The organism is Streptomyces sp. NPDC050546 (genome assembly GCF_044457425.1).
Lineage (GTDB): Bacteria > Actinomycetota > Actinomycetes > Streptomycetales > Streptomycetaceae > Streptomyces.
The window spans coordinates 118,074-141,888 of the sequence record NZ_JBITGX010000002.1 but is presented as its reverse complement, the minus strand read 5'-3'; the positions used below and the strand labels follow the sequence as shown (position 1 = coordinate 141,888).

Here is a 23,815-nt window from a genome sequence, read left to right as displayed (position 1 = left end):
GGGGTGCGCCGTCACCCCGGAGATTCGTTGTCCTGGTTCAGCTGTTGAACGCCGCGTCGAAGGACGCGCTCGGTGGGTCGAAGTCGAAGGCCTTCAGGCGGGTCAGCGCCTCGGGCGCCCCCTGGAGCCGGTCCATGCCGGCGTCCTCCCACTCGACCGAGACCGGGCCCTGGTAGTCGATGGAGCGCAGCATCCGGAAGACGTCCTCCCAGGGGACGTCGCCGTGCCCGGCGGAGACGAAGTCCCAGCCGCGCCGCGGGTCGCCCCAGGGCAGGTGGGAGCCGAGCCGTCCGTTGCGTCCGTCGAGGCGCTTGCGGGCCTCCTTGCAGTCGACGTGGTAGATCCGGTCGCGGAAGTCCCAGAGGAAGCCGACCGGGTCGAGGTCCTGCCACACGAAGTGCGAGGGGTCGAAGTTGAGGCCGAAGGCGGGGCGCCGGCCGACCGCCTCCAAGGCGCGGACGGTCGTCCAGTAGTCGTAGGCGATCTCGCTGGGGTGCACCTCGTGCGCGAACCGCACGCCCTCGGCGTCGAAGACGTCCAGGATCGGGTTCCAGCGGTCGGCGAAGTCCTGGTAGCCGCGTTCGATCATGGCGTCGGGGGCGGGCGGGAACATGGCGACCAGGTGCCAGATGGCGGAGCCGGTGAAGCCGATGACGGTGTCGACGCCGAAGGCGGCCGCGGCGCGCGCGGTGTCCTTCATGCGTTCCGCCGCCCGCTGCCGAACCCCTTCCGGGTCTCCGTCGCCCCACACTGCGTCCGGCACGATGGCCTGGTGGCGTTCGTCGATGATGGCGTCACAGACGGCCTGGCCGACGAGGTGGTTGGAGATGGCCCAGCACTTGAGGCCGTACTTGTCGAGCAGCGCCCGGCGGCCGTCGAGATAACCGGGGTCGGAGAGCGCCTTGTCGACTTCGAAGTGGTCGCCCCAGCAGGCGAGTTCGAGTCCGTCGTAGCCGAAGTCGCGGGCGAGCCGGCAGACCTCTTCCAGGGGCAGGTCCGCCCACTGGCCGGTGAACAGCGTGAACGTACGCGGCATTCCGCGTCAGCCTCCTCAGACCGCGATCGGCGTGTAGACGGAGTTCTTCTCCGCGCTCTCCTCGACCGCCGCGAGCACGCGCTGCACCTGCAGCCCGTCGGCGAAGGAGGGTTCGGGGCGGCGGCCCTCGGCGACGGCGTGGACCAGGTCGCGGGCCTGGTGGACGAAGGTGTGCTCGTAGCCGAGGCCGTGGCCCGGCGGCCACCAGGCGTCCAGGTAGGGGTGGTCGGGTTCGGTGACGAGGATGCGGCGGAAGCCGGCCTCCGCGCCCGGCTCGGTGCCGTCGTGGAACGACAGCTCGTTGAGCCGCTCCAGGTCGAAGGCGAGCGAGCCGCGCTCCCCGTTGAGTTCGATGCGCAGGGCGTTCTTGCGGCCGGTGGCGTAGCGGGTGGCCTCGAAGGAGGCCAGGGCGCCGGAGGGGAAGCGGGCCGTGAAGAGGGCGGCGTCGTCCACGGTGACCTGGCCGGTGCCCGCGGAGGAGACGGTGGCCAGCCCGCTGGAGGCACCGGTGGGCAGCGGTCGCTCCCGTACGAAGGTCTCGGTCAGGGCGGAGACGCCCGCCAGCCGCTCCCCCGTCAGGTACTGCGCGAGGTCGATGATGTGCGCGCCCAGGTCGCCGAGCGAGCCCGAGCCGGCCTGCTCCCTGCGCAGCCGCCAGGTCAGCGGGAAGTGCGGGTCGACGAGCCAGTCCTGGAGGTACGTCACACGCACGTGCCGCAGCCTGCCCAGGCGGCCCTCGGCGACCATCCGGCGGGCCAGGGCGGTGGCCGGCACCCGGCGGTAGTTGAAGCCGACCATCGCCACCTGGCCGCGTGCGTGCGCCTCTTCGGCCGCGCGTTCCATCGAGGCGGCTTCCTCGACGGTGTTGGCGAGGGGCTTCTCGCACAGGACGTGCTTGCCCGCGGCCAGGGCGGCCAGCGCGATCTCGGCGTGGCTGTCGCCGGGGGTGCAGATGTCGACGAGGTCGATGTCGTCCCGTTCGACGAGGGCACGCCAGTCGGTCTCGACGGACGCCCATCCGTGCCGGTCGGCCGCTGCCCGGGCGGCGGCGGCGTCCCGGCCGCAGATCGCGGCCTGCACCGGGTTCAGCGGCAGGTCGAAGACGCGGCCCGCGGTGCGCCAGCCCTGCGAGTGGGCGGCGCCCATGAAGGCGTAGCCCACCATCCCCACGCGCAGGGGTGGCTTGCCTGCCTCCTCGGTCCCTTCTGACTGCTGCTGCGGCTGTCCCATGTGGGGAGTCCTCCTCGTCCTGGTCGGGGTCGCGCACGTGGGGGGTGCGGGGGCGGAACCGGTCACTGGAAGCCGGTGGGCATGTACTGGTCGACGTTGGTCTTGTCGACGACGGCCGAGTAGAGCGTGATCGACGCGGGGATCTCGAACTCGGCCATGCCGCCGATGCCCTTGCCCTGGCCGAGGGCCCGGGCGAGGTCGATCGCGGAGGCGGCCATGGTGGGCGGGTAGAGCACCGTCGCCTTGAGCACGCCGTCGTCCTGCTTGATGGCCTGGAACGCGGAGAGCGCACCGGCCCCGCCGACCATCAGGAAGCCGTCGCGCCCGGCCTGCTCGATGGCCCGCAGCGCGCCCACGCCCTGGTCGTCGTCGTGGTTCCACAGCGCGTCGAACTTCGACTGGGCCTGGAGCAGCTGGGCCATCTTGGCCTGGCCGGACTCGACGGTGAAGTCGGCGGCCTGGCGGGCGACCTTCTTGATGTTGGGGTAGTTCTTCAGGGCGTCGTCGAAGCCCTTGGTGCGCTGCTTGGTCAGCTCCAGGTTGTCCAGGCCGGCCAGTTCGATGACGCGGGCGCCCGACTTCCCCTTGAGCTTCTCGCCGATGTAGTGCCCGGCGTTGAGGCCCATGCCGTAGTTGTCGCCGCCGATCCAGCAGCGGTAGGCCTGCGGGGTGTTGAAGATCCGGTCGAGGTTGACGACCGGGATGCCCGCGCGCATCGCCTTCAGACCGACCTGGGTGAGGGCCTTGCCGTCGGCGGGCAGCACCACCAGGACGTCGACCTTCTTGTTGATGAGGGTCTCGATCTGGCCGATCTGCTGGGCGGTGTCGTTGGATCCCTCGGTGATCTCCAGCTTGACGTCCGAGTACTTCTCGGCGCGTTCCTTGGCGTTGTCGTTGATGGCGTTGAGCCAGCCGTGGTCGGCCTGCGGTCCGGCGAAGCCGATGGTGACCTTCTTGCCCGGCTTGTCGTCGGCGGCGGGCTGGTCGTTCCCGGCCGGCTCGTCCTTGGAGTCGGAGGGCTCGTTGCTCGTGCAGCCCGTGAGGAGGGCACCGGCGGAGACGGCGGCGGCCCCGAAGAGCAGTCCTCTGCGGCTCGTGATCTCGGTCATGGCGGTGAACCCTTTCCTCAGGTCGTGCCAAGCGGGAGCGGTACGGCTTTCAGGTCGTGCTCGCGGTACGGCGCTGGACCAGCACGGCGGCGACGATGATCGCGCCCTTGGCGATCTGCTGGACGTCGCTCTGCAGGTTGTTCAGGGCGAAGATGTTGGTGATCGTGGTGAAGATCAGGACGCCCAGCACGGAGCCGGTGATGGTGCCGCGGCCGCCGGTGAGCAGGGTGCCGCCGATGATCGCGGCGGCGATGGCGTCGAGTTCGTAGAGGTTGCCGTTGGTGTTCTGGCCGGAGCCGGACAGGACGATCAGCAGGAAGGCGGCGATGCCGCAGCACAGTCCGGACAGCAGATAGAGGTAGAGCCGCTGGCGGCGTACGTCGATGCCGGCGAGCCGGGCCGCCTCCGGGTTGCCGCCGACGGCGACCGTGCGGCGGCCGAAGGTGGTGCGGTTGAGCACCAGCCAGCCGATGACCGTCACGAGGGCGAACACCAGGACCAGGGGCGGGATGCCGAGGATGTAGGCGTCACGCTCGCCCAGGTCGAGGACGGAGGGCACGGTGACGATCTGGGTCTTGCCGTCGGTGATCTGCAGGGCTAGGCCGCGGGCGGAGGCCAGCATGGCGAGGGTGGCGATGAACGGCACCATCGCGCCGTAGGCGATGAGCACCCCGTTGACCAGGCCGCAGCCGACTCCGACGATCATCGCCGTGAAGAGGATGCCGGCGAAGCCGTACTCCTGGGTGGCGACGGTGGTGGCCCACACCGAGGCGAGGGCGACGATCGCGCCGACCGAGAGGTCGATGCCGCCGGAGACGATGACGAAGGTCATGCCGACGGTGACGACGCCGATCACGGAGGCCTGGGTGAGGACGAGTTGCAGATTGCGGGTGTCGAGGAACTCGTCGGGCTTGGTGATGCCGCCGATGAGGATCAGCGCGGCGAGCACGCCGAGCAGGGAGAGGGTGCGGACGTCGGCGCGGAACAGCAGGCCGCGCCAGGCCGGGGGCTGAGCCTCGGGCACCTTGTCGGTGCTGTCCCGCGGTGGGGAGACGGGCTGCGTCATGACGCCGGGCTTCCTTCCATGACCAGGTCGAGTACGCGGTGTTCGTCGAGTTCGCGCGCGGGTGCCGTGTGGACGACACGGCCCTCGCGCAGCACCAGGACGCGGTCGGCGAGGCCGAGCACCTCGGGCACCTCGCTGGAGACCAGCAGCACGGCGAGGCCTTCGTCGGCCAGCCGTCGGACGACGGCGTACAGCTCGGCGCGCGCGCCGACGTCGACGCCGCGGGTGGGTTCGTCGAGCAGCAGCACCTTGCAGCCGCGCAGCAGCCAGCGGGCCAGGACGGCCTTCTGCTGGTTGCCGCCGGACAGGGTGCGCACGGGCACGGACGGGTTGTCCGGCCTGAGTGACAGCTCGCGTGTCGCGGCCCGGGCGGCACCGAGTTCGGCGCCCCGGTCGATCCAGCCGCCGCGCGAGAAGCGGGACATGGAGGAGACCGACACATTGCGGGTGACGGACTCCAGCATCAGCAGGGCCTGGGCCTTGCGTTCCTCGGGGGCCAGGCCCAGTCCGGCGCGGACGGCGGCCCGTACGCTGCCCGGCTTCAAGGGCCGTCCGTCGACCAGTACCTGACCGGACGTCGGTTTCCGGGCCCCGTAGACGGTCTCCAGGATCTCGGAGCGGCCCGAGCCGACGAGTCCGGCGAGGCCGACGATCTCGCCCGGCCGCACCTCCAGGTCGAAGGGCTCGAACTCCCCTTGGCGGGCCAGCCCTTGAATCCGGAGAACCGATTCTCCGGTCGGCGGGGAGACGGGCCGGTCGGGGAAGACGTACTCGACGTTGCGGCCCGTCATCAGCGCGACGACCTCGCGGGTCGGTGTCGACTTCGCCGGGAGCCCGTTCGCGACGGCCCGCCCGTCCTTGAGCACGGTGACCCGGTCGCCGATGCGCCGGATCTCCTCCAGACGGTGCGAGATGTAGACGACGGCGACTCCGGCGGCGGTGAGATCGCCGACGATACGGAAGAGGTTGTCGACCTCGTCAGGGTCGAGGGCGGCGGAGGGCTCGTCCATCACGATGAGCCGCACGTCGTGGGAGAGCGCCCGGGCCATGGACACGATCTGCTGCTGCGCGGCCGACAACTCCCCGACCAGACGGGCCGGATCGACCTCGGGGTGCCCGAGTCTCTTGAGGAGCCGGGCGGTCGACTCGCGCGCCGTCTTCCCGCGTACGACGAATCCGGCGGTGGTCGGCTCGTGGCCGAGATGGACGTTCTCGGCGACCGACAGATGCTCCACCAGGTCGAGTTCCTGGTAGATGGTGGCGATGCCGAGGCGCATGGCGGCGATCGGCGAGCGGAGCGTGACCTCCTCGCCGCGCCAGCGGATGGTGCCGGTGTCGGGTTGGTGGGCACCGGCCAGGACCTTGATGAGGGTCGACTTGCCCGCGCCGTTCTGGCCGAGCAGACAGTGCACCTCACCGGCCTGGACGTCGAGGTCGACGCCGTCGAGCGCCCGGACTCCGGGGAACGACTTGGTGATGCCGGACATGCTGAGCAGCGGTGGTTCTGGTGCCATGCGAATTCCCCTTGGCGGGCGTGCGGGCCGGTTTCAGGGCAGGGCGGAGCGGGGCACTGTGCAGGGCTCGGTACGGAAGCGTGGTGCGACGTGCTGACGAGCTGACGTGCGCTTACGCGGGTGAGAACAGGTGATCGCTGATGAGCCGGGCCGCGCCGATGACACCGGCGGCGGGTCCCAACTCGCCCAGGACGATGGGCAGATTGCCGGTCGCCAGCGGCAGCGACTGGCGGTAGACCTGGGTGCGGATCGCGGCGAGCAGCGTGTGGCCGAGGCCGGTCACCCCGCCGCCGATCACCACGAGACCCGGGTTGAAGAAGCTGACCAGGCCGGCGATGACCTGGCCGGTGTGATTGCCGCCCTCGCGGATCAGGTCGAGTGCGGTGGCGTCGCCCGCGGCGGCCGCGGCGGCGACATCGACGGCCGTGAGACCGCCGTTCGCCTCAAGACGCGACGCCAGTTCGGCCGAAAGCCCCTGCTGGGCGGCCTCCGTGGCGTCGCGGGCGAGGGCCGCCCCGCTGAAGTGGGCCTCCAGGCAGCCCCGGTTGCCACAGGCGCAGGGCCTGCCGTCGGACACGGCCTGGATGTGCCCGATGTCGCCGGCGCTGCCCGTCGTACCGCGGTAGACCTCACCGCCGACGACGATGCCGCAGCCGATGCCGGTGCCGATCTTGACACAGAGGAAGTCGGCGACGGTGCGGGCGACGCCCGCGTGCTGCTCCCCCATCGCCATGAGGTTCACGTCGTTGTCGACCATGACCGGGCAGCCGAGTTCCTGGCTGAGCGCCTCCCGTACGGGGAAGCCGTCCCAGCCGGGCATGATCGGCGGTGCCACCGGGATGCCCTCGGGGAAACGGACCGGGCCCGGGACACCGATGCCGGCGCCGTCGAACCCCTCCGCGAGCCCGGAGGCCTTCAGTTTCGCGGCCATGGCCAGGACCTGCTCGAAGACCGCGACGGGGCCTTCGCGTACGTCCATGGGCTGGTTGATGTGGCCGAGGGTCTCCAGTTCGGCGTTGGTGACGGCGACGTCGACCGAGGTCGCGCCGATGTCGACGCCGAGGAAGCGCAGACCGGGGTTGAGCCGGATGTTGTGGGAGCGACGGCCACCGCGCGAGGCGGCGAGTCCGTCGGCCACGACCAGCCCCGTCTCCAGCAGCCGGTCCACCTCCACGGCGAGCTTGGACCGCGAGAGATCGACCTGGTCGCCCAGCTGGGCACGGGAGTTGGGGCCGCCGTCGCGCAACAGCGTGAGCAGTCGGGCCTGGTGGGCGTTTCCGGGTCGTGCGGTCATGCGTCTCACGAGCCCCTCCCCGCCTCGATCGGCCTGTGCGCGCCGGATTTCCGCCACATCAGTGGCTTGCTTTCGGAGGGAACGTAGCAGCGGCTGCCGGAGGTGGGAAGAAGTCGCGCAGGAATTGCCCTCTACTTTTTCCACTCACAGGACAAAGACGCGAGGGGCGAGTCTTACCCGGCGGGTAATCGACCGTGAGAGCGGCCCAGGTCAGGCTGGCACCAGCACGCGTCATCGACGTCCGGAGGTCCTCATGAGCGACACCCCTGCCCCCGAAGCTCTGCTGAAGGCGGTGCCCTTCGCCGAGAAGCTGGGCATCGCCCTCGCGGAGGCCGCCCCCGCCCGGGTCAGCGCCGTGCTTGCCTGGACCCCGGAGTTGTGCACGGTGGGCGGCGCTCTGCACGGCGGAGCCTTGATGGCGCTCGCCGACACGGCCGGCGCGGTCTGCGCGTTCCTCAATCTGCCGCCGGGAGCGGGCACCTCGACGGTCGAGTCGAAGACGAACTTCTTCCGCGCCGTGCGGTCGGGCGTCGTCCGCGCCGAGGCGCGGCCCGTACACGTGGGGCGCTCGTTCATCGCCGTACGGACGGACCTGCACGACGAGGACGGCACCCTGGTGGGTCAGACGACACAGACCCAGGCGGTGCTGACCGCCGGCTGAGGCAGCTCTACGAACGCGCTCGCGCGTGGTACGACCGCCTTGTGTGCTCGGTGTGTTCGCGCATCAGCTGGGTGGCCCGCTGTTCGTCCCGGTCGGAGATGGCTGCGATCAGTTCGCGGTGTTCGATCCAGGACTGGTGGCCGCGCTGCCGGGCCACGGGCGTGTAGTACCAGCGCACCCGCCGGTCGACCTGGGCGGCGAGTTCGGCGAGGACGGCGTTGCCCGCGAGCTCCATGATCTTGGCGTGGAAGCGGGCGTTCATGGCGACGGCGCCGTCCACGTCGTCGGCCTCGACGGCCTTCTCGCCCTCCGCGCAGAGGGATTCGAGGGCGGTGAGGCCGGCGCTGTTCGCGTTGGCCGCCGCGAGTCGGGCCGCCTCGGCCTCCAGGAGCGTACGGACCGTGAGGAGCTGGTCGGCCTCCTCCTCCGTCGGCTCGTGCACGAACGCGCCCTGGGCGGGCCGCAGATCGACCCACCCCTCGGTGTTGAGCCGCTGCAGCGCCTCGCGCACCGGCTGCCGGGACACCCCCAGATGCCCGGCGAGTTCGCTCTCGACGAGGTGCTGGCCGGGCTGGAGCGCGCGGGTGGTGATGAGTTCGAGGAGCGCCTCGTAGACGCGGTCACGCAGCGGACCCGGGCGTTCCAGCTTGGGTACCGCCCCCTGGGGCAGGCCTGTCGAAAGCATCGCGGTCCCCCTCCTCGGCAGGGCCGTGCACAGCGCGGCGGCTACCGGTGTCGCCGCAGAGTCAGTATCGATTGTCTTTCGTCTACAGTCTACGGCGCACAAAGACCAGGGATTCGGGCAGTTGACCGCGTCACACCGGAGCGGCACCACGGCGGCCCGGAGCGGGACTCAGGGGCAGCGCACGACCTGTCCCGCGTACGACAGGTTCCCGCCGAAGCCGAACAGCAGGACCGGGTCGCCGGTGGCGACCGCGCCCTGTTCGACGAGCTTGGAGAAGGCGAGCGGGATGCTCGCGGCGGAGGTGTTGCCGGACTCGGTGACATCGCGCGCGACGACCGCGTTCACGGCACCGATCTTCTCGGCGAGGGGTTCGATGATGCGCAGGTTCGCCTGGTGCAGGACGACCCCGGCGAGATCGGCCGGCTCAAGACCGGCCCGCTCGCACGCCCGGCGCGCGATGGGCGGCAGCTGCGTGGTGGCCCAGCGGTAGACGCTCTGCCCTTCCTGGGCGAAACGCGGCGGAGTGCCCTCGATCCGCACCGCGTGTCCCATCTCGGGCACCGAGCCCCACAGCACCGGCCCGATGCCGGACTCCTCGGCGGCCTCGACGACCGCGGCCCCGGCCCCGTCGCCGACGAGCACGCAGGTGGTGCGGTCGCTCCAGTCGGTCACCTCGGACATCTTGTCGGCCCCGATGACCAGCGCACGGCTCGCGCCCCCCGCGCGGACGGCGTGGTCGGCGGTGGCCAGGGCATGGGTGAATCCGGCGCACACGACGTTGAGGTCCATGGTGGCCGGGTGCGGCATCCCGAGGCGGGCCGCGACCCGGGCCGCCATGTTGGGAGAGCGGTCGACGGCGGTCGAGGTGGCCACCAGCACCAGGTCGATGTCGGCGGGGGCGAGGCCGGCCGCCGCGAGGGCCTTTGCGGCGGCGTGGGCGGCCAGCTCGTCGACCGGCTCGTCGGGCCCGGCGATGTGGCGGGTGCGGATGCCCACCCGGCTCCTGATCCACTCGTCACTGGTGTCCACCAAGCCCGCCAGGTCCTCGTTGGTGAGCACCTTGGCGGGCTGGTAGTGGCCGACGGCGGCGATGCGCGAGCCGTTCATCTGGGTGGGTCCCCCTCGTTGCCTTGGGTAGCGGGACCCACCAGTCTGATCAGTGACTCACGGGTACGACGGCAGCCAAGGCAACAGGAAACCGGCGCCAGGCTTGTCAGCTTCGGTCAGGACCTCGGACACCCGGACACCTGTCGAAAGCCCGGCCAGGCCGTCATCCGGTGAACAGCTGTGTCGCCTTCCGGACGAGCTCGTACAGCCCGTAGGCGAGCGGTACGCCCACCCACACCCAGGCGAAGGCGATCAGCCACCGCCGGTCAGGGCTGGGCGGACTCTGACTGCTGCTGGACACGATCGGCCTCCTTCGGCTGCGGGACGTGATGGCGGGGGTCGACGGGCCGGACGAGCTCGTTGGCGACGAAGCCGACGACGAGCAGGCCGATCATGATGACGAAGGACAGTCCGTACAGGGACGCGCCGTGCCGGCCCGCCTCCTCCTGCCGGTCGGCGATCCAGTTCACGATGAGCGGCCCGAGCACACCGGCCAGGGACCAGGCGGTGAGCAGCCGCCCATGGATGGCACCGACCTGGTACGTGCCGAACAGGTCCTTCAGATACGCCGGGATCGTCGCGAAGCCGCCGCCGTAGAAGGAGAGGATGACCAGCGCGCACAGGATGAACAGCGGCTTGGAGGTGTCGCCGAACAGGGCGATGAGCGCGTACATCAGCGCGCCGACGCCCAGGTAGACGCGGTAGATGTTCTTGCGGCCGATCAGGTCGGACGTCGACGACCAGCCGATGCGGCCCGCCATGTTCGCCGCCGACAGCAGCGCCACGAAGCCGGCGGCGGCCGTCACGGACACCGGTGTGGAGGTGTCCGCGAAGAAGTCCGTGATCATCGGGGCGGCCTTCTCCAGGATGCCGATGCCCGCGGTGACGTTCATGCAGAGCACGAGCCACAGGAACCAGAACTGGGGGGTGCGGATGGCCTGTTTCGCGGAAACCTGCGGGCCGGTGGGGGTTTGTCGCGCAGTTCCCGGCGCCTCTGGGGCATGACGCGGAACCCGGACCAGGAGCACACCCAGCAGCATGAAGACGGCGTACGACAGCCCGTGCACCAGGAAGGCCAGCGCGATGCCGGAGCTGTCGCTGCCGAACGACTCCAGCATCTGGGCGCTCCACGGCGAGGCGATCAGCGCGCCGCCGCCGAAGCCCATGATGGCGATGCCGGTGGCCATGCCCGGCCGGTCCGGGAACCACTTGATCAGTGTGGAGACGGGCGAGATGTAGCCGATGCCGAGGCCGATGCCGCCGACGAAGCCGTAGCCGAACACGATCAGCCAGTACTGCTCCAGGGACGCGCCCAGCGCGGAGAGCAGGAAGCCGGAGGAGAAGCAGACCAGGGCGACGGTCATCGCCCAGCGGGGGCCGTTGCGTTCCACGAGTGTGCCGCCGAACGCGGCGGACAGGCCCAGCATGACGATGCCGAGCTGGAAGGGCAGCGCGCTCTGTGTGCCGCTGAGGCCGAGCGCGGACTCGAGGGGCGGTTTGAACACGCTCCAGGCGTAGGCCTGGCCGATGGAGAGATGTACGGAGAGAGCGGCGGGCGGAACGAGCCAGCGGCTCCAGCCCGGGGGCGCGACTGGGGGACTCATGAGTCCTGGACGGTAGGCAGTCGCACGGGAGTTGGAAAGGCGGCGCGTCGACCGTATGCGGTGAGCGGTATTCAGCATGCGCCGAACGGTCGCCGCGCGAACCCTTGCCGCCCCAACCTCCATACTGTAGACAATATTTCGTCGACACAAGCCGCACGACCCGTTCCTGAGCGGTCGTACGGCGGTCACACCTCCGCGGTATCCCTCAAACCGAACGGAGTGTTCCCGTGAAAGTCGCAGTTCTCGGCGCCGGTGCCATCGGCGCCTACGTCGGCGCCGCGCTCCACCGCGCGGGTGCCGAGGTGCATCTCATCGCCCGTGGACCGCATCTGGCGGCCATGAGGCAGCACGGAGTCCGGGTGCGCAGCCCGCGGGGCGATTTCACCGCGCATCCCCACGCGACCGACGACCCGGCCGAAGTGGGCCCGGTCGACTACGTCTTCCTGGGCCTGAAGGCCAACGCGTACGCGGCGTGCGGGCCGCTGATCGCACCGTTGCTGCACGGGACGACGGCGGTCGTCGCGGCCCAGAACGGCATCCCCTGGTGGTACTTCCACCGGCACGGCGGCCCGTACGACGGCCACCGCGTCGAGAGCGTGGACCCGGACGGCGCGGTCAGTGCGGTGCTCGCGCCCGAACGGGCCGTCGGGTGTGTCGTCTACGCGGCGACCGAGCTCGAAGGACCGGGCGTGGTACGGCACTTGGAGGGCACGCGGTTCTCGATCGGCGAGCCCGACCGCAGCCTCTCGGCACGCTGTCTCGGCTTCAGCGAGGCGATGCGGGCGGGCGGGCTGAAGTGCCCGGTGGAGCCCGATCTGCGGGACGACATCTGGGTCAAGCTGCTCGGCAACATCTCCTTCAACCCGATCAGCGCGCTGGCCCGCGCCACCATGCGGCAGATGTGCCTGCACGGCGGCACCCGCCGGGTCATCGAGATCATGATGACCGAGACGCTCACGGTCGCCCGGGCCCTCGGCTGCGAGGTCGGCGTCTCCATCGAGCGCCGGCTCGCGGGCGCCGAGCGGGTCGGCGACCACCGCACCTCCACGCTCCAGGACCTGGAGCGCGGCAAGCCGCTGGAACTCGACGTATTGCTCGCGGCGGTCGTCGAGCTGGCGGAGATCACCGGCGTGGAAGTGCCCACCCTGCGCACCGTGCACGCCATCTCGGACCTGCTCGCGCTGAGGAGCGCCGCATGAGGAAACGCCAACCGAAGACCTACACCCGGCTGACCCACCCGCTCGTACGTGATTCCCGCGACGAGCCGTTCCGGCAGGCGAGCTGGGAGGAGGCCCTGGACCGCGCCGCCCGGGGGCTGGACGCCGCGCGCGGCGCGTTCGGGATGTTCTCCTGCGCCCGCGCCACCAACGAGATGAACTACGTGGCGCAGAAGTTCGCCCGGGTCGTCATGGGCACCAACAACGTCGACTCCTGCAACCGCACCTGTCACGCCCCGAGCGTGGCCGGCCTGTCGGCGGCGTTCGGCTCCGGCGGCGGGACGTCGTCGTACGAGGAGATCGAGCACACGGACCTGGTCGTGATGTGGGGCTCCAACGCCCGCTTCGCGCACCCGATCTTCTTCCAGCACGTGCTGAAGGGGATCAGGAACGGGGCCCGGATGTACGCGGTCGATCCGCGCCGGACCTCGACCGCCGAGTGGGCGGAGAGCTGGCTCGGCCTCAACGTCGGCACCGACATCCCGATGGCGCACGCGATCGGCCGCGAGATCATCCACGCGGGCCTGGTCAACGAGGCGTTCGTCGAGCGGGCGACCACCGGCTTCGAGGAGTACCGGGTGCTGGTCGAGCCGTGGACGCTGTCGCTCGCCGAGAAGGTGACGGGCGTGCCGGCCGCGGCGATCCGCGAGCTGGCGCACGCCTACGCCCGTGCCGAGCGCGCCCAGCTGTGCTGGACCCTCGGCATCACCGAGCACCACAACGGCACCGACAACGTCCGCGCCCTGATCAACCTGTCCCTGCTCACCGGCCATGTCGGCCGCTACGGCTCGGGCCTGCAACCCCTGCGCGGGCAGAACAACGTGCAGGGCGGCGGCGACATGGGCGCGATCCCCAACCGGCTGCCGGGCTTCCAGGACATCCTCGACCCGGACACCCGGCTGAAGTTCGAGTCGGCCTGGGACACCGTCATCCAGCCGCACTACGGCCTGAACCTCACGGAGATGTTCGAGGCGATGGAGGAGGGCGGTCTCAAGGCCGTCTACTGCATCGGCGAGAACCCGGCCCAGTCGGAGGCCGACAGCGAGCAGGCCGTACGGCGGCTCAGGGCCCTGGACTTCCTCGTCGTCCAGGACATCTTCCTCACGAAGACGGCCGAACTCGCGGACGTCGTCCTGCCGGCCACCGCCGGCTGGGCGGAGACCGAGGGCACGACCACCAACAGCGAGCGGCGGGTGCAGCGGGTCCGCAGGGCCGTCACCCCGCCCGGCGAGGCCCGCGAGGACATCGACATCCTCTGCGACCTCGCGGCCCGGCTCGGCCACGACTGGAAGTACGCCGACGCCGAGACCGTGTGGAACGAGCTGAGGTCCGTCTCGCCCGACCACTACGGCATGACGTACGAACGTCTGGAGGAGCACCAGGGCATCCAGTGGCCCTGCCCCAGCACGGACGGGCTCGAACCGAGCTATCTGCACGGCCGGTTGTGGGAAGCGGACCCCTCCGAACGCGGCCCGCTCGCACCCTTCGGGATCGTGCAGCACGACCCGCCCGTGGACCTGACCGACGAGCGGTTCCCGATCCGGCTGACCACCGGGCGGCGGCTCGACTCCTACAACACCGGTGTGCAGAGCGGCGGTTACGCCTCGCCGCTGCGGCGCGGCGAGTTCATCGAGCTGTGCCCGGAGGACGCCGAGCGCTACGGGGTCGTGGTCGGTGAGCAGGTCCAGGTCACCTCACGGCGCGGGTCGGTGACCGCGCCTGTGTGGGTGGACACCGCGCTGCGCCCCGGGCTCGCCTTCATGACCATGCACTTCCCCGACGAGGTGGACACCAACGCGCTGACGATCGAGGCGAACTGCCCGATCGCGGGGACGGCGGAGTTCAAGGCGTCGGCGATCCGGATCGAGAAGCTGCCCATCGCGACCATCGTGGGGTGACGCACTGTGGACCTGCACTTCGGTGACAGCAAACCGACGGACGAGGAACGGGCGGCCGTCGACGCCCTGCTCGGCCCGCCCGAGTCCTCCTGGGAGGGCGCCGACCGCTCCGATGCCGACTTGAGGTGGGCCCGGGGCGGGCGCGAGGCCCGCGACCGCCGCGACCTGCTGTTGCCGGGGCTGCACGCCCTCAACGACCGGATCGGCTGGATCAGCGACGGCGCCCTCGACTACCTGTGCCGGCGGCTGACGGTACCGCCGGCGGAGGCGTACGGGGTCGCCACCTTCTACGCCATGTTCTCGGTCAAGCCCCGTCCGGCGACCGTGCTCCATGTGTGCACGGACCTGGCGTGCGCGGCGGCCGGGGCGCCGGAGCTGTGCGCCGGGATCGAGGAGCGGCTGGGCCTCGGCAGCGGTGTCACGGTGGAGCGCAGCCCCTGTCTGGGTCTGTGCGAACGGGCCCCGGCCGCGCTCGCGATCAGGGCCGGGGATCCGGTGCGTACGGCGGTGTCGGCGCCGGCGACCGTCGAGCGGGCGGTCCTCGCCGCGAGTGCGCCCGACTCGGCGCCGGAGGAGCCGCCCGCCGCCCTGGCGGTGCCCCAGGCCGGGCAGGACGGCCTGATGCTGCTCCACCGCGTCGGCGTGGTCGACCCCGCCTCGCTCGACGACTACCGCGCCCACGGCGGCTACACCGCCCTGCGCCGGGCCTTCGAGCTGGGCCCGGCCGGGGTGATCCGCGAGGTCACCGACTCGGGCCTGGTCGGGCGCGGCGGGGCCGCCTTCCCCACCGGCCGCAAGTGGCAGGCCACCGCGTCCCAGCCCGATCGTCCGCACTACCTCGTCTGCAACGCCGACGAGTCCGAGCCGGGCACCTTCAAGGACCGGGTGCTCATGGAGGGCGACCCGTACGCGCTGGTCGAGGCGATGACGATCGCCGCGTACGCGACCGGCGCCCACCGGGGCTTCGTGTACCTGCGCGGCGAGTACCCGCGCGCCCTGCACCGGCTGGAGCACGCGATCGCGCAGGCACGCGCGCGTGGACTGCTCGGTGACGACATCCTCGGCCAGGGCTACGCCTTCGACCTCGAGATCCGGCGCGGCGCGGGCGCCTACATCTGCGGCGAGGAGACGGCCCTGTTCAACTCCATCGAGGGCTACCGGGGCGAGCCTCGCTCGAAGCCGCCGTTCCCCGTGGAGAAGGGCCTGTTCGGCAAGCCGACGGTCGAGAACAACGTGGAGACGCTGGTCAACGTCCTGCCGGTCCTCACAATGGGCGCCCCGGCCTACGCGGCGATCGGCACGGACCGGTCCACCGGCCCGAAGCTGTACTGCGTCTCGGGGAGTGTGGAGCGGCCCGGTGTCTACGAGCTGCCGTTCGGCGCGACGCTGGGCGATCTGCTCACGCTCGCCGGGGTGCGGGAGGGGCTGCGGGCGGTGCTGCTCGGCGGGGCGGCGGGCGGTTTCGTCCGGGCCGACGAGCTGGACATCCCGCTCACCTTCGAGGGGACGCGGGAGGCGGGCACGACGCTCGGCTCGGGGGTCGTGATGGCCTTCGACGACTCCGTGCCCCTGCCCCGGCTGCTGCTGCGCATCGCCGAGTTCTTCCGGGACGAGTCCTGCGGGCAGTGCGTGCCGTGCCGGGTCGGGACCGTGCGGCAGGAGGAGGCGCTGCACCGGATCGTGGAGCGCACCGGCGCCGACGCCGCCGGGGACATCGCCCTGCTCAGGGAGGTCGGCCGCGCGATGCGGGACGCCTCGATCTGCGGTCTCGGGCAGACCGCGTGGAACGCCGTGGAATCCGCCATCGACCGTCTGGGGGCGTACGAATGACCGTCACACCGCTGGGGATCCCGCGCCGTCTGCTGGAGTTCACGCTCGACGGGGAGCCGGTGCGGGCGCCCGAGGGCTCGACGATCCTCGACGCCTGCCGGGCCGCCGGGAAGGACGTCCCGACCCTGTGCGAGGGCGACACGCTCCGGCCCAAGAACGCCTGCCGCGTCTGCGTCGTCGAGGTCGAGGGGGCCAGGACCCTCGTCCCGGCCTGCTCCCGCAAGGCCGAGCCCGGCATGGAGGTGCGCACCGACACGGAACGCGCCCGGCACAGCCGGAAGATCGTCCTGGAGCTGCTCGCGTCCTCCGTGGACCTGTCGACGACCCCGAAGGCCGCCGAGTGGCTCAAGGAGTACGAGGCGAAGCCCGACCGTTTCGGCCCGGACGCGGCCCGCCTCAACGAGGAACCGAAGGTCGACAACGACCTGTATGTGCGCGACTACGACAAGTGCATCCTCTGCTACAAGTGTGTGGACGCCTGCGGCGACCAGTGGCAGAACACCTTCGCGATCTCGGTCGCCGGGCGCGGTTTCGACGCCCGGATCGCCGTGGAACACGACGCTCCGCTGACCGACTCGGCGTGCGTGTACTGCGGCAACTGCATCGAGGTGTGCCCCACGGGCGCGCTGTCCTTCAAGTCCGAGTTCGACATGCGCGCGGCGGGTACGTGGGAGGAGTCGCGCCAGACGGAGACGACCACCGTGTGCGCGTACTGCGGAGTGGGCTGCAACCTGACGCTCCATGTGCAGGACAATGAGATCGTGAAGGTCACCTCGCCGCACGACAACCCGGTGACCCACGGCAATCTCTGCATCAAGGGCCGCTTCGGCTACCAGCACGTACAGAACCGGGGCTGATCAGGACATGGGACGTGTCACGGAACGACGCAAGGTGCTCCGCATCCGGGACGGGGTGGTCTCCAGCCGCCCGGACACGCTCGTCGCGGAGGAACCCCTGGAGATCCGGCTCAACGGCAAGTCCCTGGCGATCACCATGCGCACCCCGGGCGACGACTTCGCCCTGGCGGCGGGCTTCCTGGTGAGCGAGGGGGTGCTGGGCGGGCAGGACGACCTCCAGAACATCGTCTACTGCGCGGGGGCGACCGTCGACGGCTCGAACACATACAACATCGTCGACGTGAAGACGGCGCCGGACGTGGTGATCCCCGACATCACGCTGGAGCGGAACGTCTACACCACCTCCTCCTGCGGGCTGTGCGGCAAGGCGTCGCTGGACGCGGTGCGCACGACGGCCCGCTGGCCCATCGAGGACACTCCCCCGGTCCGGGTGAGCCCCGAGCTGCTCGCGGAGCTGCCCGACCGGCTGCGCGCCGCCCAGCGGGTCTTCGACCGCACCGGGGGCCTGCACGCGGCGGCGCTGTTCTCCGAGGAGGGCGAGCTGCTGGACGTCCGGGAGGACGTGGGCCGGCACAACGCGGTCGACAAGCTGGTCGGCCGTGCCCTGCAGAACGGGGAGCTGCCGCTGTCGCGGGCGATCCTGCTCGTGTCGGGCCGGGCCTCCTTCGAGCTGGCGCAGAAGGCGGTGATGGCCGGCCTGCCGATGCTGGCCGCGGTGTCGGCGCCGTCCTCGCTGGCGGTGGATCTGGCCGCCGAGACCGGCCTGACACTGGTGGGCTTCCTGCGGGGCGGTTCCATGAACGTGTACGCGGGTGAGGACCGGATCGCTCTGCGGGCGGCGGCCGCCCAGGGCTGAACAGGTTCCTCCGCGACACGGCGGCGGGGCCCCGACCGGCGGGGAGCGCCCCCTGCGCCGCAGGGGCCCCGTCTCGGCCTGCCCGAGGGCGGAGCACCCTCAGTCGGCTGTGCCGGATATCCGGATCAGCATCGCCGTGAACTGCTCGCGTTCGGCCGCCGACAGCGGGGCGAGCAGCTCGTCGTTGGCGGCCCGGGCCGCCTTCTCGCAGCGCTTGAGCAGCCGGGCTCCCCGTGGGGTGAGGGACACCGCGTTCTTGCGGCGGTCCCTCGGGTCCGGCTCGCGCAGCACCAGGTCCGCCGACTGGAGGTCGTCGAGGATGCCGACCAGGTCCTTGGGGTCGAGCCGGATCCCGCGGCCGAGGTCGGCCTGGGCGACGGGGCCGAGGTCACGGACGGCGGAGAGCACCACGTGGTGCCACATCCTCATGTCCTGCTCGGCCAGCGCCTCGGCCACCAGGGTCCGGCCGCGGGCGGCGGCGCGGCCGAGCAGCCAGCTGGGCAGGGAGCGGATCGCGGGCAGAAGGGCTTCCGACATGGCCGCAGCCTAGCCAAGAAATCGTTGGTCCTTCCTATGATCGTCCTATACCGTTGGGCTTCCCAACGACTTCGTTGGGAGTACCAACGACCACGGAGGTGCGATGCGTCGCGTCCGCTACGAATCCCGAGGCGGCCCCCTGTCCGTGGAGGAGGCTCCGGTCCCCGAGCCCGGCCCCGGAGAACTGCTCGTGCGCGCGGAGGCGATCGGCGTCACGCTCCCGGTCGTACGCAAGGTCACCGAGGCGGCCGAGCCGGGCCCGCTCGGCGGCGAGATCGCCGGGGAGGTCACGGCCGTCGGCGAGGGCGTCACGCGCTTCGGCACCGGCGACCGGGTGACGGGGCTCTGCTTCGGCCACGGCTACGCCGACTTCGCCCTCCTGCACGAGGCCATGGCCTCCCCGGTACCGGCCGGTGCCCGCGCCGTCGACGCGGTCGCCCTGGTCCGCAGCGGCCTGGTCGCCCTCGGCGCCCTGGCGGCGGCCCGGCCCGAGCCCGGCGAGGCGGCCCTGGTCACGGCGGCGGCGAGCGGCGTCGGCCATCTGGCCGTTCAGCTGGCCAGGACGCGGGGCGCGGGGCGGGTCGTGGGGGCCGTTTCCGACCCGGAGAAGGCCGGGTTCGTCCGCGGCCTGGGCGCCGACCACGTCGTCGCATACGGCGACGACAGCTGGGGCACGCCCGTCGACTACGCCCTGGACGCGGTCGGCGGCGAGCTGCTCACCCGGGCCCTCGCCGCACTCGCCCCGGAGGGACGGCTGGTGGCGTACAGCTCGGGCGGCGGCACCGTCCAGGCGTACGACCTGCTGGTGGGCGCCAAGTCCGTGATCGGGTTCCAGATGGCCCGTATCGCCCGCGGGAGACCGGAGTTGTACGAGCACTGGCGCGAAGAGCTGTGGCGGCTGTTCGCGGCGGGAGAGGTCAAGCCCGTCGTCCACGGGGAGTTCGCCTTGGCGGACGCGGCGAAGGCCCACGGAGAGATCGAGGCGCGGGCCAACCGCGGAAAGGTCGTCCTGATCCCCTGACGCACGCTTCTTGTGGGGGGTCTGTGAGTCCAAGTACCGTCTGTGGCCCCACACATGGGACGTGGGATGTCCGGTTGTCCGCACCTCTGCCGCCCGGATGTCCGTTCCCATGCCTCGGTGGTCCAGCCGACAGACGCATGAAGGGCAGGTCGCACCATGCCGTCAAGTCTTCGCGCACGTCTGAGATCCACCCTGACAGCCGTTCTCGCCGCCGCCGCGCTGCTCGCGCCGGCCCTCCCCGCCCAGGCCCGGCCGGCCACGGCCTTACCGGAGTTCGAACAACAGGTCCTCTTCAAGGCCTCCCAGGACCCCGGCTACGCCTGCTTCCGTATCCCGGCGATCGTGCGGACCACGTCCGGAACGCTGCTCGCCTTCGCCGAGGGCCGCGTCCTCAACTGCGGTGACGCGGCCGACATCGACATCGTCCTCAAGCGCTCCACCGACGGCGGCCGCACCTGGGGACCGCTCCAGGTCGTCACCGAGGGCGCCGGCGACACACACGGCAACCCGGCGCCCCTCGTGGACCGCAGGACCGGCCGGATCCTGCTGGCCGAGACGTACAACACCGGCCGGACCGACGCCGGCAACTGCACCGTCCCCTGCGACCGCAGCCCCCATCTGCAGTACAGCGACGACGACGGCCGGACATGGTCGAAGCCGCGCGACCTGAGCGACCAGATCCTGCCCGCGCACTGGAACTCCTGGTACGCCACCGGCCCCGTGCACGGCATCCAGCTCACCCGCGGCAAGCACGCCGGGCGGCTCGTGTTCGGCGTCAACACCGAGACGTGGGACGGCAGTCGGGTCACCGCGAACCACGCCGCGCTCATCGTCAGCGACGACGGCGGCGACCACTGGCGGGTCGGCGCCACGGACTCCTGGCCCATAGCCCTCGACGGCGCGTTCCGGCAGAAGCCGTCCGAGGTGACGCTCACCGAACGCACCGACGGCGCCCTCCTCGTCAGCGGCCGGGAACAGGACGGCACCGATCTGGGCCACCGTGCCCAGACCCTCAGCCGGGACGGCGGCGACAGCTTCGCCACGCCCTTCCGCGACCTCCCGGACCTCTACACCCCGCAGGTCCAGGGCGCGACCGTACGCCTGGGCGACCGGCTCCTGCTGTCCGCTCCGGCCGACCCCGACCGCCGCCGCACGATGATGGTCCGCTCCTCCTACGACGGCGGACGCACCTGGGACAGCGTGGACCGGGGCACGGTCGTCACCACCGACTGGTCCGGCTACTCCGACATGGCGGCCGTCGACGGCACGACGGTCGGCCTGCTGTACGAGGGCGGCGCGGTCGACGCCCGCGACGAGATCCGCTTCGCCCGCTTCACCGAGGACTGGCTGAAGCCGCGCCGGGGTCCCGACCCGACCACCCGTGACGCCGCGTCGGTGGCGACGCCCGCGGCCGTGCTCGGCGGTGCCGCCCGGACCACGGGCGTGCGCGGCGGTGCGCTGTCCTTCGACGGAACGGACGACGCCGTGCGGCTGCCGTACAGGTCCCGGCTCCCGCTCGGCGAAGGGGACTTCACCGCCTCGCTGTTCTTCCGCTACACGGCCACGACCGGCGAACAGCCCTTCCTGTGGATGGGCGGCATCGGCAGCACACAGCCGCAGATCTGGCTGCGCGGCGAGCCGGCGAGCAACCGGGTCCGGGGGCTCATCACCACCCGGTCGGGCGCGAGCACCGTCAGGTCGGCCTCGGTGTGGACCGACGGCGCCCACAACGACGGACGCTGGCACCATCTGGCCCTGCGCAGGGGCGACGGAAAGCTGACGCTCTTCCTCGACGGTGCGCCGCTCACCACCACGGACGTGCCGGGCTCGGTCAGCCGTAACTCCCCGTTCGGCGTGCACGTAGGCCAGCGGATGGACAGCAGGGCGTTCCTCAGCGGGGCGATCGACGACGTCCACGTCTGGAACCGGGCACTGTCCGACGAGGAGCTGGCGTCCGGCGCCGCGAAGGCGGCCGCCAGGGGCACCGTCCTGTGGCTGCCCATGGACCAGGTGAGCGGCAGCAACTAACGTCACGGAGCGTGCCCGACGACTCAAGAGCAGCACGAGCACGACAGCGCACCGGAACCGGGATCGGCCTGCTGCTGGCCCTGGTTCTCGGTGCCGCCCTGATCGTCGCCCTGCCGGAGGACGAGAGCCGGGACGACGGCGCCTGCCGGGCACGGACGGTGGACTCGTGGCGAGCGGACGACGGCCTCACCGCCGAGTTCGCCCGCTACGGCGACGACGCGAGCCGCACCGACGACTGGACCGGCGGCGACGGCACCCACTCGCTGCGGCTGCCCGACGGCCGGGTGCTTTGGCTGTTCTCCGACACCTTCCTTGGCCGGGTGTACGGCCCGCCCAACCCGGCCGGCGAGTCCCACGCCTGGCGGGAGACGGCCGAGCCGCTGGTGCGCAACTCGGCCGTGCTGATGCGCGACGGCAGGCTCGAAACCACCCTGCCCGCCCCGCTGTTCGCCGACCCGGCGCCGAACCAGTGGCGCTGGCCGGTCGGCGCCCGCGTCGAACCCCGCTCCCCGGGCTCCTCCGAGCAGGTGGTCCGGGTGCTGCTGTGGGTGCGCACGGCGGGGCAGGCTCCGTGGATCTACGGCGTGCCCACCGCGACCGAGGTCGCCACCCTGTCGCTGCCCGCTCTGCGCCTGGAGTCGATCGTCAAGGTGCTGGACCAGCAGCTGGTTCCCGACCCGTCCCGGCGGGTGCTGTTCGGCACGACGCTGGTCGAGGAGGACGGCTGGACGTACGTCTTCGGCGGCGACGACGGCCAGGCAGCCTCCCGCCCGGCCTCGCACGCCTACGTGGCACGCGTACGGGAGGGCGGGCTCGGGGATCCGGCGGCCTGGCGGTACTGGAACGGCTCGGCGTGGGCGGCCACCGCCCGCCCCCGGCCGGTGCTCGGGGACGGGCAGCGCAAGGGCGTCGGCAGCGCGTTCTCGGTCGTCCGGGACGGCGGCACGTATGTGCTGTTCACCATGGCCACGGGTACGAAGGGCCTGACGACCGTCGCCTCGTACTGGGCGTGCTCCCCGGCCGGGCCATGGCACGGGCCGGCGAAGGAGTTCAGTCCGTCGCTGCCGCAGGGCCAGGTGGCCGCCTACAACCCGCAGGTCCATCCGGTGCTGAGCGGCGACGGACGGCTCGTGCTGAGCTACGACGTCAACTGGCTGGAGACGACCGGCGCGGCGGCCCAGCTCAGCCGGAACGTGTCCCTGTACCGACCGCGGTTCGTGTCTCTGCGGCTGGCTCCGGCGGAGTGACCTGCGCGCGGGGGTCGTGCGAGCGGCGTTTGGCGATCACCGCGCACACCATCAGCTGCATCTGGTGGAAGAGCATCAGCGGCAGCACCGCCAGCGAGGCGTGCGCGCCGAACAGGACGCTCGCCATGGGCAGACCGGCGGCCAGGGACTTCTTCGAACCGGCGAACTGGAGGGTGATCCGGTCCTCCCGGCGGAAGCCCAGCGCCTTGCCGCCGTACCAGGTCAGCAGCAGCATCACGGCGAGGATCACGGCCTCCACGGCGAGCAGCCCACCCAGCCTGGCGGGGCTGACCTGGTGCCAGATGCCCTGCACCATGCCCTGGCTGAACGCGGTGTAGACGACGAGCAGGATCGAGCCGCGGTCCACCAGGCCGAGGACCTTCTTGTGGCGGGTGACGAAGCCGCCGATCCAGCGGCGCAGCAACTGCCCGGCGAGGAACGGCACCAGCAGCTGCAGCACGATCCTCAGCAGAGAGTCGGCGGAGAACCCGCCGCCGCTGCCGCCGAGCAGCGAGGCCGCGAGCAGCGGGGTGGCGATGATGCCGATGAGGGAGGAGAAGGAGCCCGCGCAGATCGCTGCGGGCACGTTGCCGCGGGCCATCGAGGTGAAGGCGATCGACGACTGGACGGTCGACGGGACGAGCGTGAGGAAGAGCAGGCCCTGGTAGAGCGGGTCGGTGAGGATCACCGGCACCAGCCCGCGGGCCGCGAGGCCGAGCAGCGGGAAGACGACGAAGGTGGCGGCCAGGACCGTGATGTGCAGCCGCCAGTGCCGCAGGCCGTCCAGCGCCTCACGGGTGGAGAGCCGGGCTCCGTAGAGGAAGAACAGGAGGGCGATCGCCGCCGTGGAGGCCCCGGACGCCACATCGGCGACCGACCCGCGGGCCGGGAACAGTGCGGCGACTCCCACCGTCGCCAGCAGGAGAAGGATGAACGGGTCGATCGGCATCCGGCGCGGCCGGCGCAGGCGTTTCACGGTGCTCCACTTGCTCGGTACTTGTTGCCCGGTACTTGTTGA

21 protein-coding genes are annotated in these 23,815 nt (G+C 71.4%); 9 read left to right on the top strand and 12 right to left on the bottom strand.

Features of this window, described 5'->3' with window-relative positions:
- Nucleotides 1-37 precede the first annotated feature (37 nt).
- The 6 genes from ACIBK5_RS05415 to ACIBK5_RS05390 form a co-directional block, all read right to left on the bottom strand.
- Nucleotides 38-1,036, bottom strand: coding sequence for a sugar phosphate isomerase/epimerase family protein (locus tag ACIBK5_RS05415; protein ID WP_399016477.1), 999 nt, complete (start codon nt 1,034-1,036; stop codon nt 38-40).
- A 15-nt stretch (nt 1,037-1,051) separates the two neighbouring features.
- A complete protein-coding gene (locus tag ACIBK5_RS05410) occupies nt 1,052-2,266 on the bottom strand; it encodes a Gfo/Idh/MocA family protein (protein ID WP_399016475.1) in 1,215 nt (404 codons plus the stop codon).
- 62 nt (nt 2,267-2,328) lie between these two features.
- Nucleotides 2,329-3,375 (bottom strand): substrate-binding domain-containing protein, encoded by a 1,047-nt coding sequence (locus ACIBK5_RS05405; protein WP_399016473.1) that lies wholly within the window; start codon nt 3,373-3,375, stop codon nt 2,329-2,331.
- A 49-nt stretch (nt 3,376-3,424) separates the two neighbouring features.
- Complete coding sequence (locus ACIBK5_RS05400) at nt 3,425-4,441, bottom strand: ABC transporter permease (RefSeq protein WP_391098428.1); 1,017 nt, start codon at nt 4,439-4,441, stop codon at nt 3,425-3,427.
- The gene (locus tag ACIBK5_RS05395) at nt 4,438-5,955 is read right to left on the bottom strand and encodes a sugar ABC transporter ATP-binding protein (RefSeq protein WP_399016472.1); all 1,518 of its coding nucleotides are present in this window, start codon (nt 5,953-5,955) and stop codon (nt 4,438-4,440) included. The genes ACIBK5_RS05400 and ACIBK5_RS05395 overlap by 4 nt, the downstream gene beginning before the upstream one ends.
- 112 nt (nt 5,956-6,067) lie before the next feature.
- A complete protein-coding gene (locus tag ACIBK5_RS05390; RefSeq protein WP_399016471.1) occupies nt 6,068-7,249 on the bottom strand; it encodes an ROK family protein in 1,182 nt (393 codons plus the stop codon).
- A gap of 253 nt (nt 7,250-7,502) precedes the next feature.
- Between ACIBK5_RS05390 and ACIBK5_RS05385 the strand changes: the two genes are divergently transcribed.
- Nucleotides 7,503-7,910 (top strand): PaaI family thioesterase, encoded by a 408-nt coding sequence (locus tag ACIBK5_RS05385; protein ID WP_399016469.1) that lies wholly within the window; start codon nt 7,503-7,505, stop codon nt 7,908-7,910.
- 7 nt (nt 7,911-7,917) lie between these two features.
- Here ACIBK5_RS05385 and ACIBK5_RS05380 read toward each other — a convergent pair whose 3' ends face one another.
- From ACIBK5_RS05380 to ACIBK5_RS05365, 4 genes are all read right to left on the bottom strand, one after another.
- Nucleotides 7,918-8,595 carry a GntR family transcriptional regulator gene (locus ACIBK5_RS05380; RefSeq protein WP_399016468.1) on the bottom strand — a complete coding sequence of 226 codons (678 nt, stop codon included), beginning with the start codon at nt 8,593-8,595 and terminating at the stop codon, nt 7,918-7,920.
- Nucleotides 8,596-8,763: 168 nt separating this feature from the next.
- Nucleotides 8,764-9,702 carry a beta-ketoacyl-ACP synthase III gene (locus ACIBK5_RS05375; RefSeq protein ID WP_399016466.1) on the bottom strand — a complete coding sequence of 313 codons (939 nt, stop codon included), beginning with the start codon at nt 9,700-9,702 and terminating at the stop codon, nt 8,764-8,766.
- Between the two features lie 163 nt (nt 9,703-9,865).
- Nucleotides 9,866-10,003, bottom strand: coding sequence for a hypothetical protein (locus ACIBK5_RS05370; protein WP_215117504.1), 138 nt, complete (start codon nt 10,001-10,003; stop codon nt 9,866-9,868).
- The gene (locus tag ACIBK5_RS05365) at nt 9,969-11,306 is read right to left on the bottom strand and encodes an OFA family MFS transporter (protein ID WP_399016464.1); all 1,338 of its coding nucleotides are present in this window, start codon (nt 11,304-11,306) and stop codon (nt 9,969-9,971) included. The genes ACIBK5_RS05370 and ACIBK5_RS05365 overlap by 35 nt, the downstream gene beginning before the upstream one ends.
- A 227-nt stretch (nt 11,307-11,533) precedes the next feature.
- Between ACIBK5_RS05365 and ACIBK5_RS05360 the strand changes: the two genes are divergently transcribed.
- From ACIBK5_RS05360 to fdhD, 5 genes are read left to right on the top strand one after another with little or no spacing between them, the layout of a single operon-like run.
- Nucleotides 11,534-12,505 (top strand): 2-dehydropantoate 2-reductase, encoded by a 972-nt coding sequence (locus ACIBK5_RS05360; protein ID WP_399016462.1) that lies wholly within the window; start codon nt 11,534-11,536, stop codon nt 12,503-12,505.
- The gene (locus ACIBK5_RS05355; protein WP_399016460.1) at nt 12,502-14,421 is read left to right on the top strand and encodes a molybdopterin oxidoreductase family protein; all 1,920 of its coding nucleotides are present in this window, start codon (nt 12,502-12,504) and stop codon (nt 14,419-14,421) included. The genes ACIBK5_RS05360 and ACIBK5_RS05355 overlap by 4 nt, the downstream gene beginning before the upstream one ends.
- A 6-nt stretch (nt 14,422-14,427) precedes the next feature.
- Nucleotides 14,428-16,251, top strand: a complete 1,824-nt coding sequence (locus tag ACIBK5_RS05350) for an NAD(P)H-dependent oxidoreductase subunit E (protein ID WP_399016458.1) — start codon at nt 14,428-14,430, stop codon at nt 16,249-16,251.
- Complete coding sequence (locus ACIBK5_RS05345) at nt 16,248-17,108, top strand: 2Fe-2S iron-sulfur cluster-binding protein (protein WP_399016456.1); 861 nt, start codon at nt 16,248-16,250, stop codon at nt 17,106-17,108. The genes ACIBK5_RS05350 and ACIBK5_RS05345 overlap by 4 nt, the downstream gene beginning before the upstream one ends.
- Nucleotides 17,109-17,115: 7 nt before the next feature.
- The gene (fdhD, locus tag ACIBK5_RS05340) at nt 17,116-17,964 is read left to right on the top strand and encodes a formate dehydrogenase accessory sulfurtransferase FdhD (RefSeq protein WP_399016454.1); all 849 of its coding nucleotides are present in this window, start codon (nt 17,116-17,118) and stop codon (nt 17,962-17,964) included.
- A gap of 99 nt (nt 17,965-18,063) precedes the next feature.
- Here the strand turns inward: fdhD and ACIBK5_RS05335 are convergent, their stop codons facing one another.
- Nucleotides 18,064-18,501, bottom strand: coding sequence for a MarR family winged helix-turn-helix transcriptional regulator (locus ACIBK5_RS05335; protein WP_399016452.1), 438 nt, complete (start codon nt 18,499-18,501; stop codon nt 18,064-18,066).
- 103 nt (nt 18,502-18,604) lie between these two features.
- Between ACIBK5_RS05335 and ACIBK5_RS05330 the strand changes: the two genes are divergently transcribed.
- The 3 genes from ACIBK5_RS05330 (at nt 18,605) to ACIBK5_RS05320 (ending at nt 22,797) form a co-directional block, all read left to right on the top strand.
- A complete protein-coding gene (locus ACIBK5_RS05330; RefSeq protein ID WP_399016450.1) occupies nt 18,605-19,522 on the top strand; it encodes a zinc-binding alcohol dehydrogenase family protein in 918 nt (305 codons plus the stop codon).
- Between the two features lie 156 nt (nt 19,523-19,678).
- The gene (locus ACIBK5_RS05325) at nt 19,679-21,550 is read left to right on the top strand and encodes an exo-alpha-sialidase (RefSeq protein ID WP_399016448.1); all 1,872 of its coding nucleotides are present in this window, start codon (nt 19,679-19,681) and stop codon (nt 21,548-21,550) included.
- An 11-nt stretch (nt 21,551-21,561) separates the two neighbouring features.
- Nucleotides 21,562-22,797, top strand: coding sequence for a DUF4185 domain-containing protein (locus ACIBK5_RS05320; RefSeq protein WP_399016446.1), 1,236 nt, complete (start codon nt 21,562-21,564; stop codon nt 22,795-22,797).
- Here the strand turns inward: ACIBK5_RS05320 and ACIBK5_RS05315 are convergent.
- Nucleotides 22,733-23,746 carry a bile acid:sodium symporter family protein gene (locus ACIBK5_RS05315; RefSeq protein ID WP_399017276.1) on the bottom strand — a complete coding sequence of 338 codons (1,014 nt, stop codon included), beginning with the start codon at nt 23,744-23,746 and terminating at the stop codon, nt 22,733-22,735. The genes ACIBK5_RS05320 and ACIBK5_RS05315 overlap by 65 nt on opposite strands.
- Nucleotides 23,747-23,815: the final 69 nt, after the last annotated feature.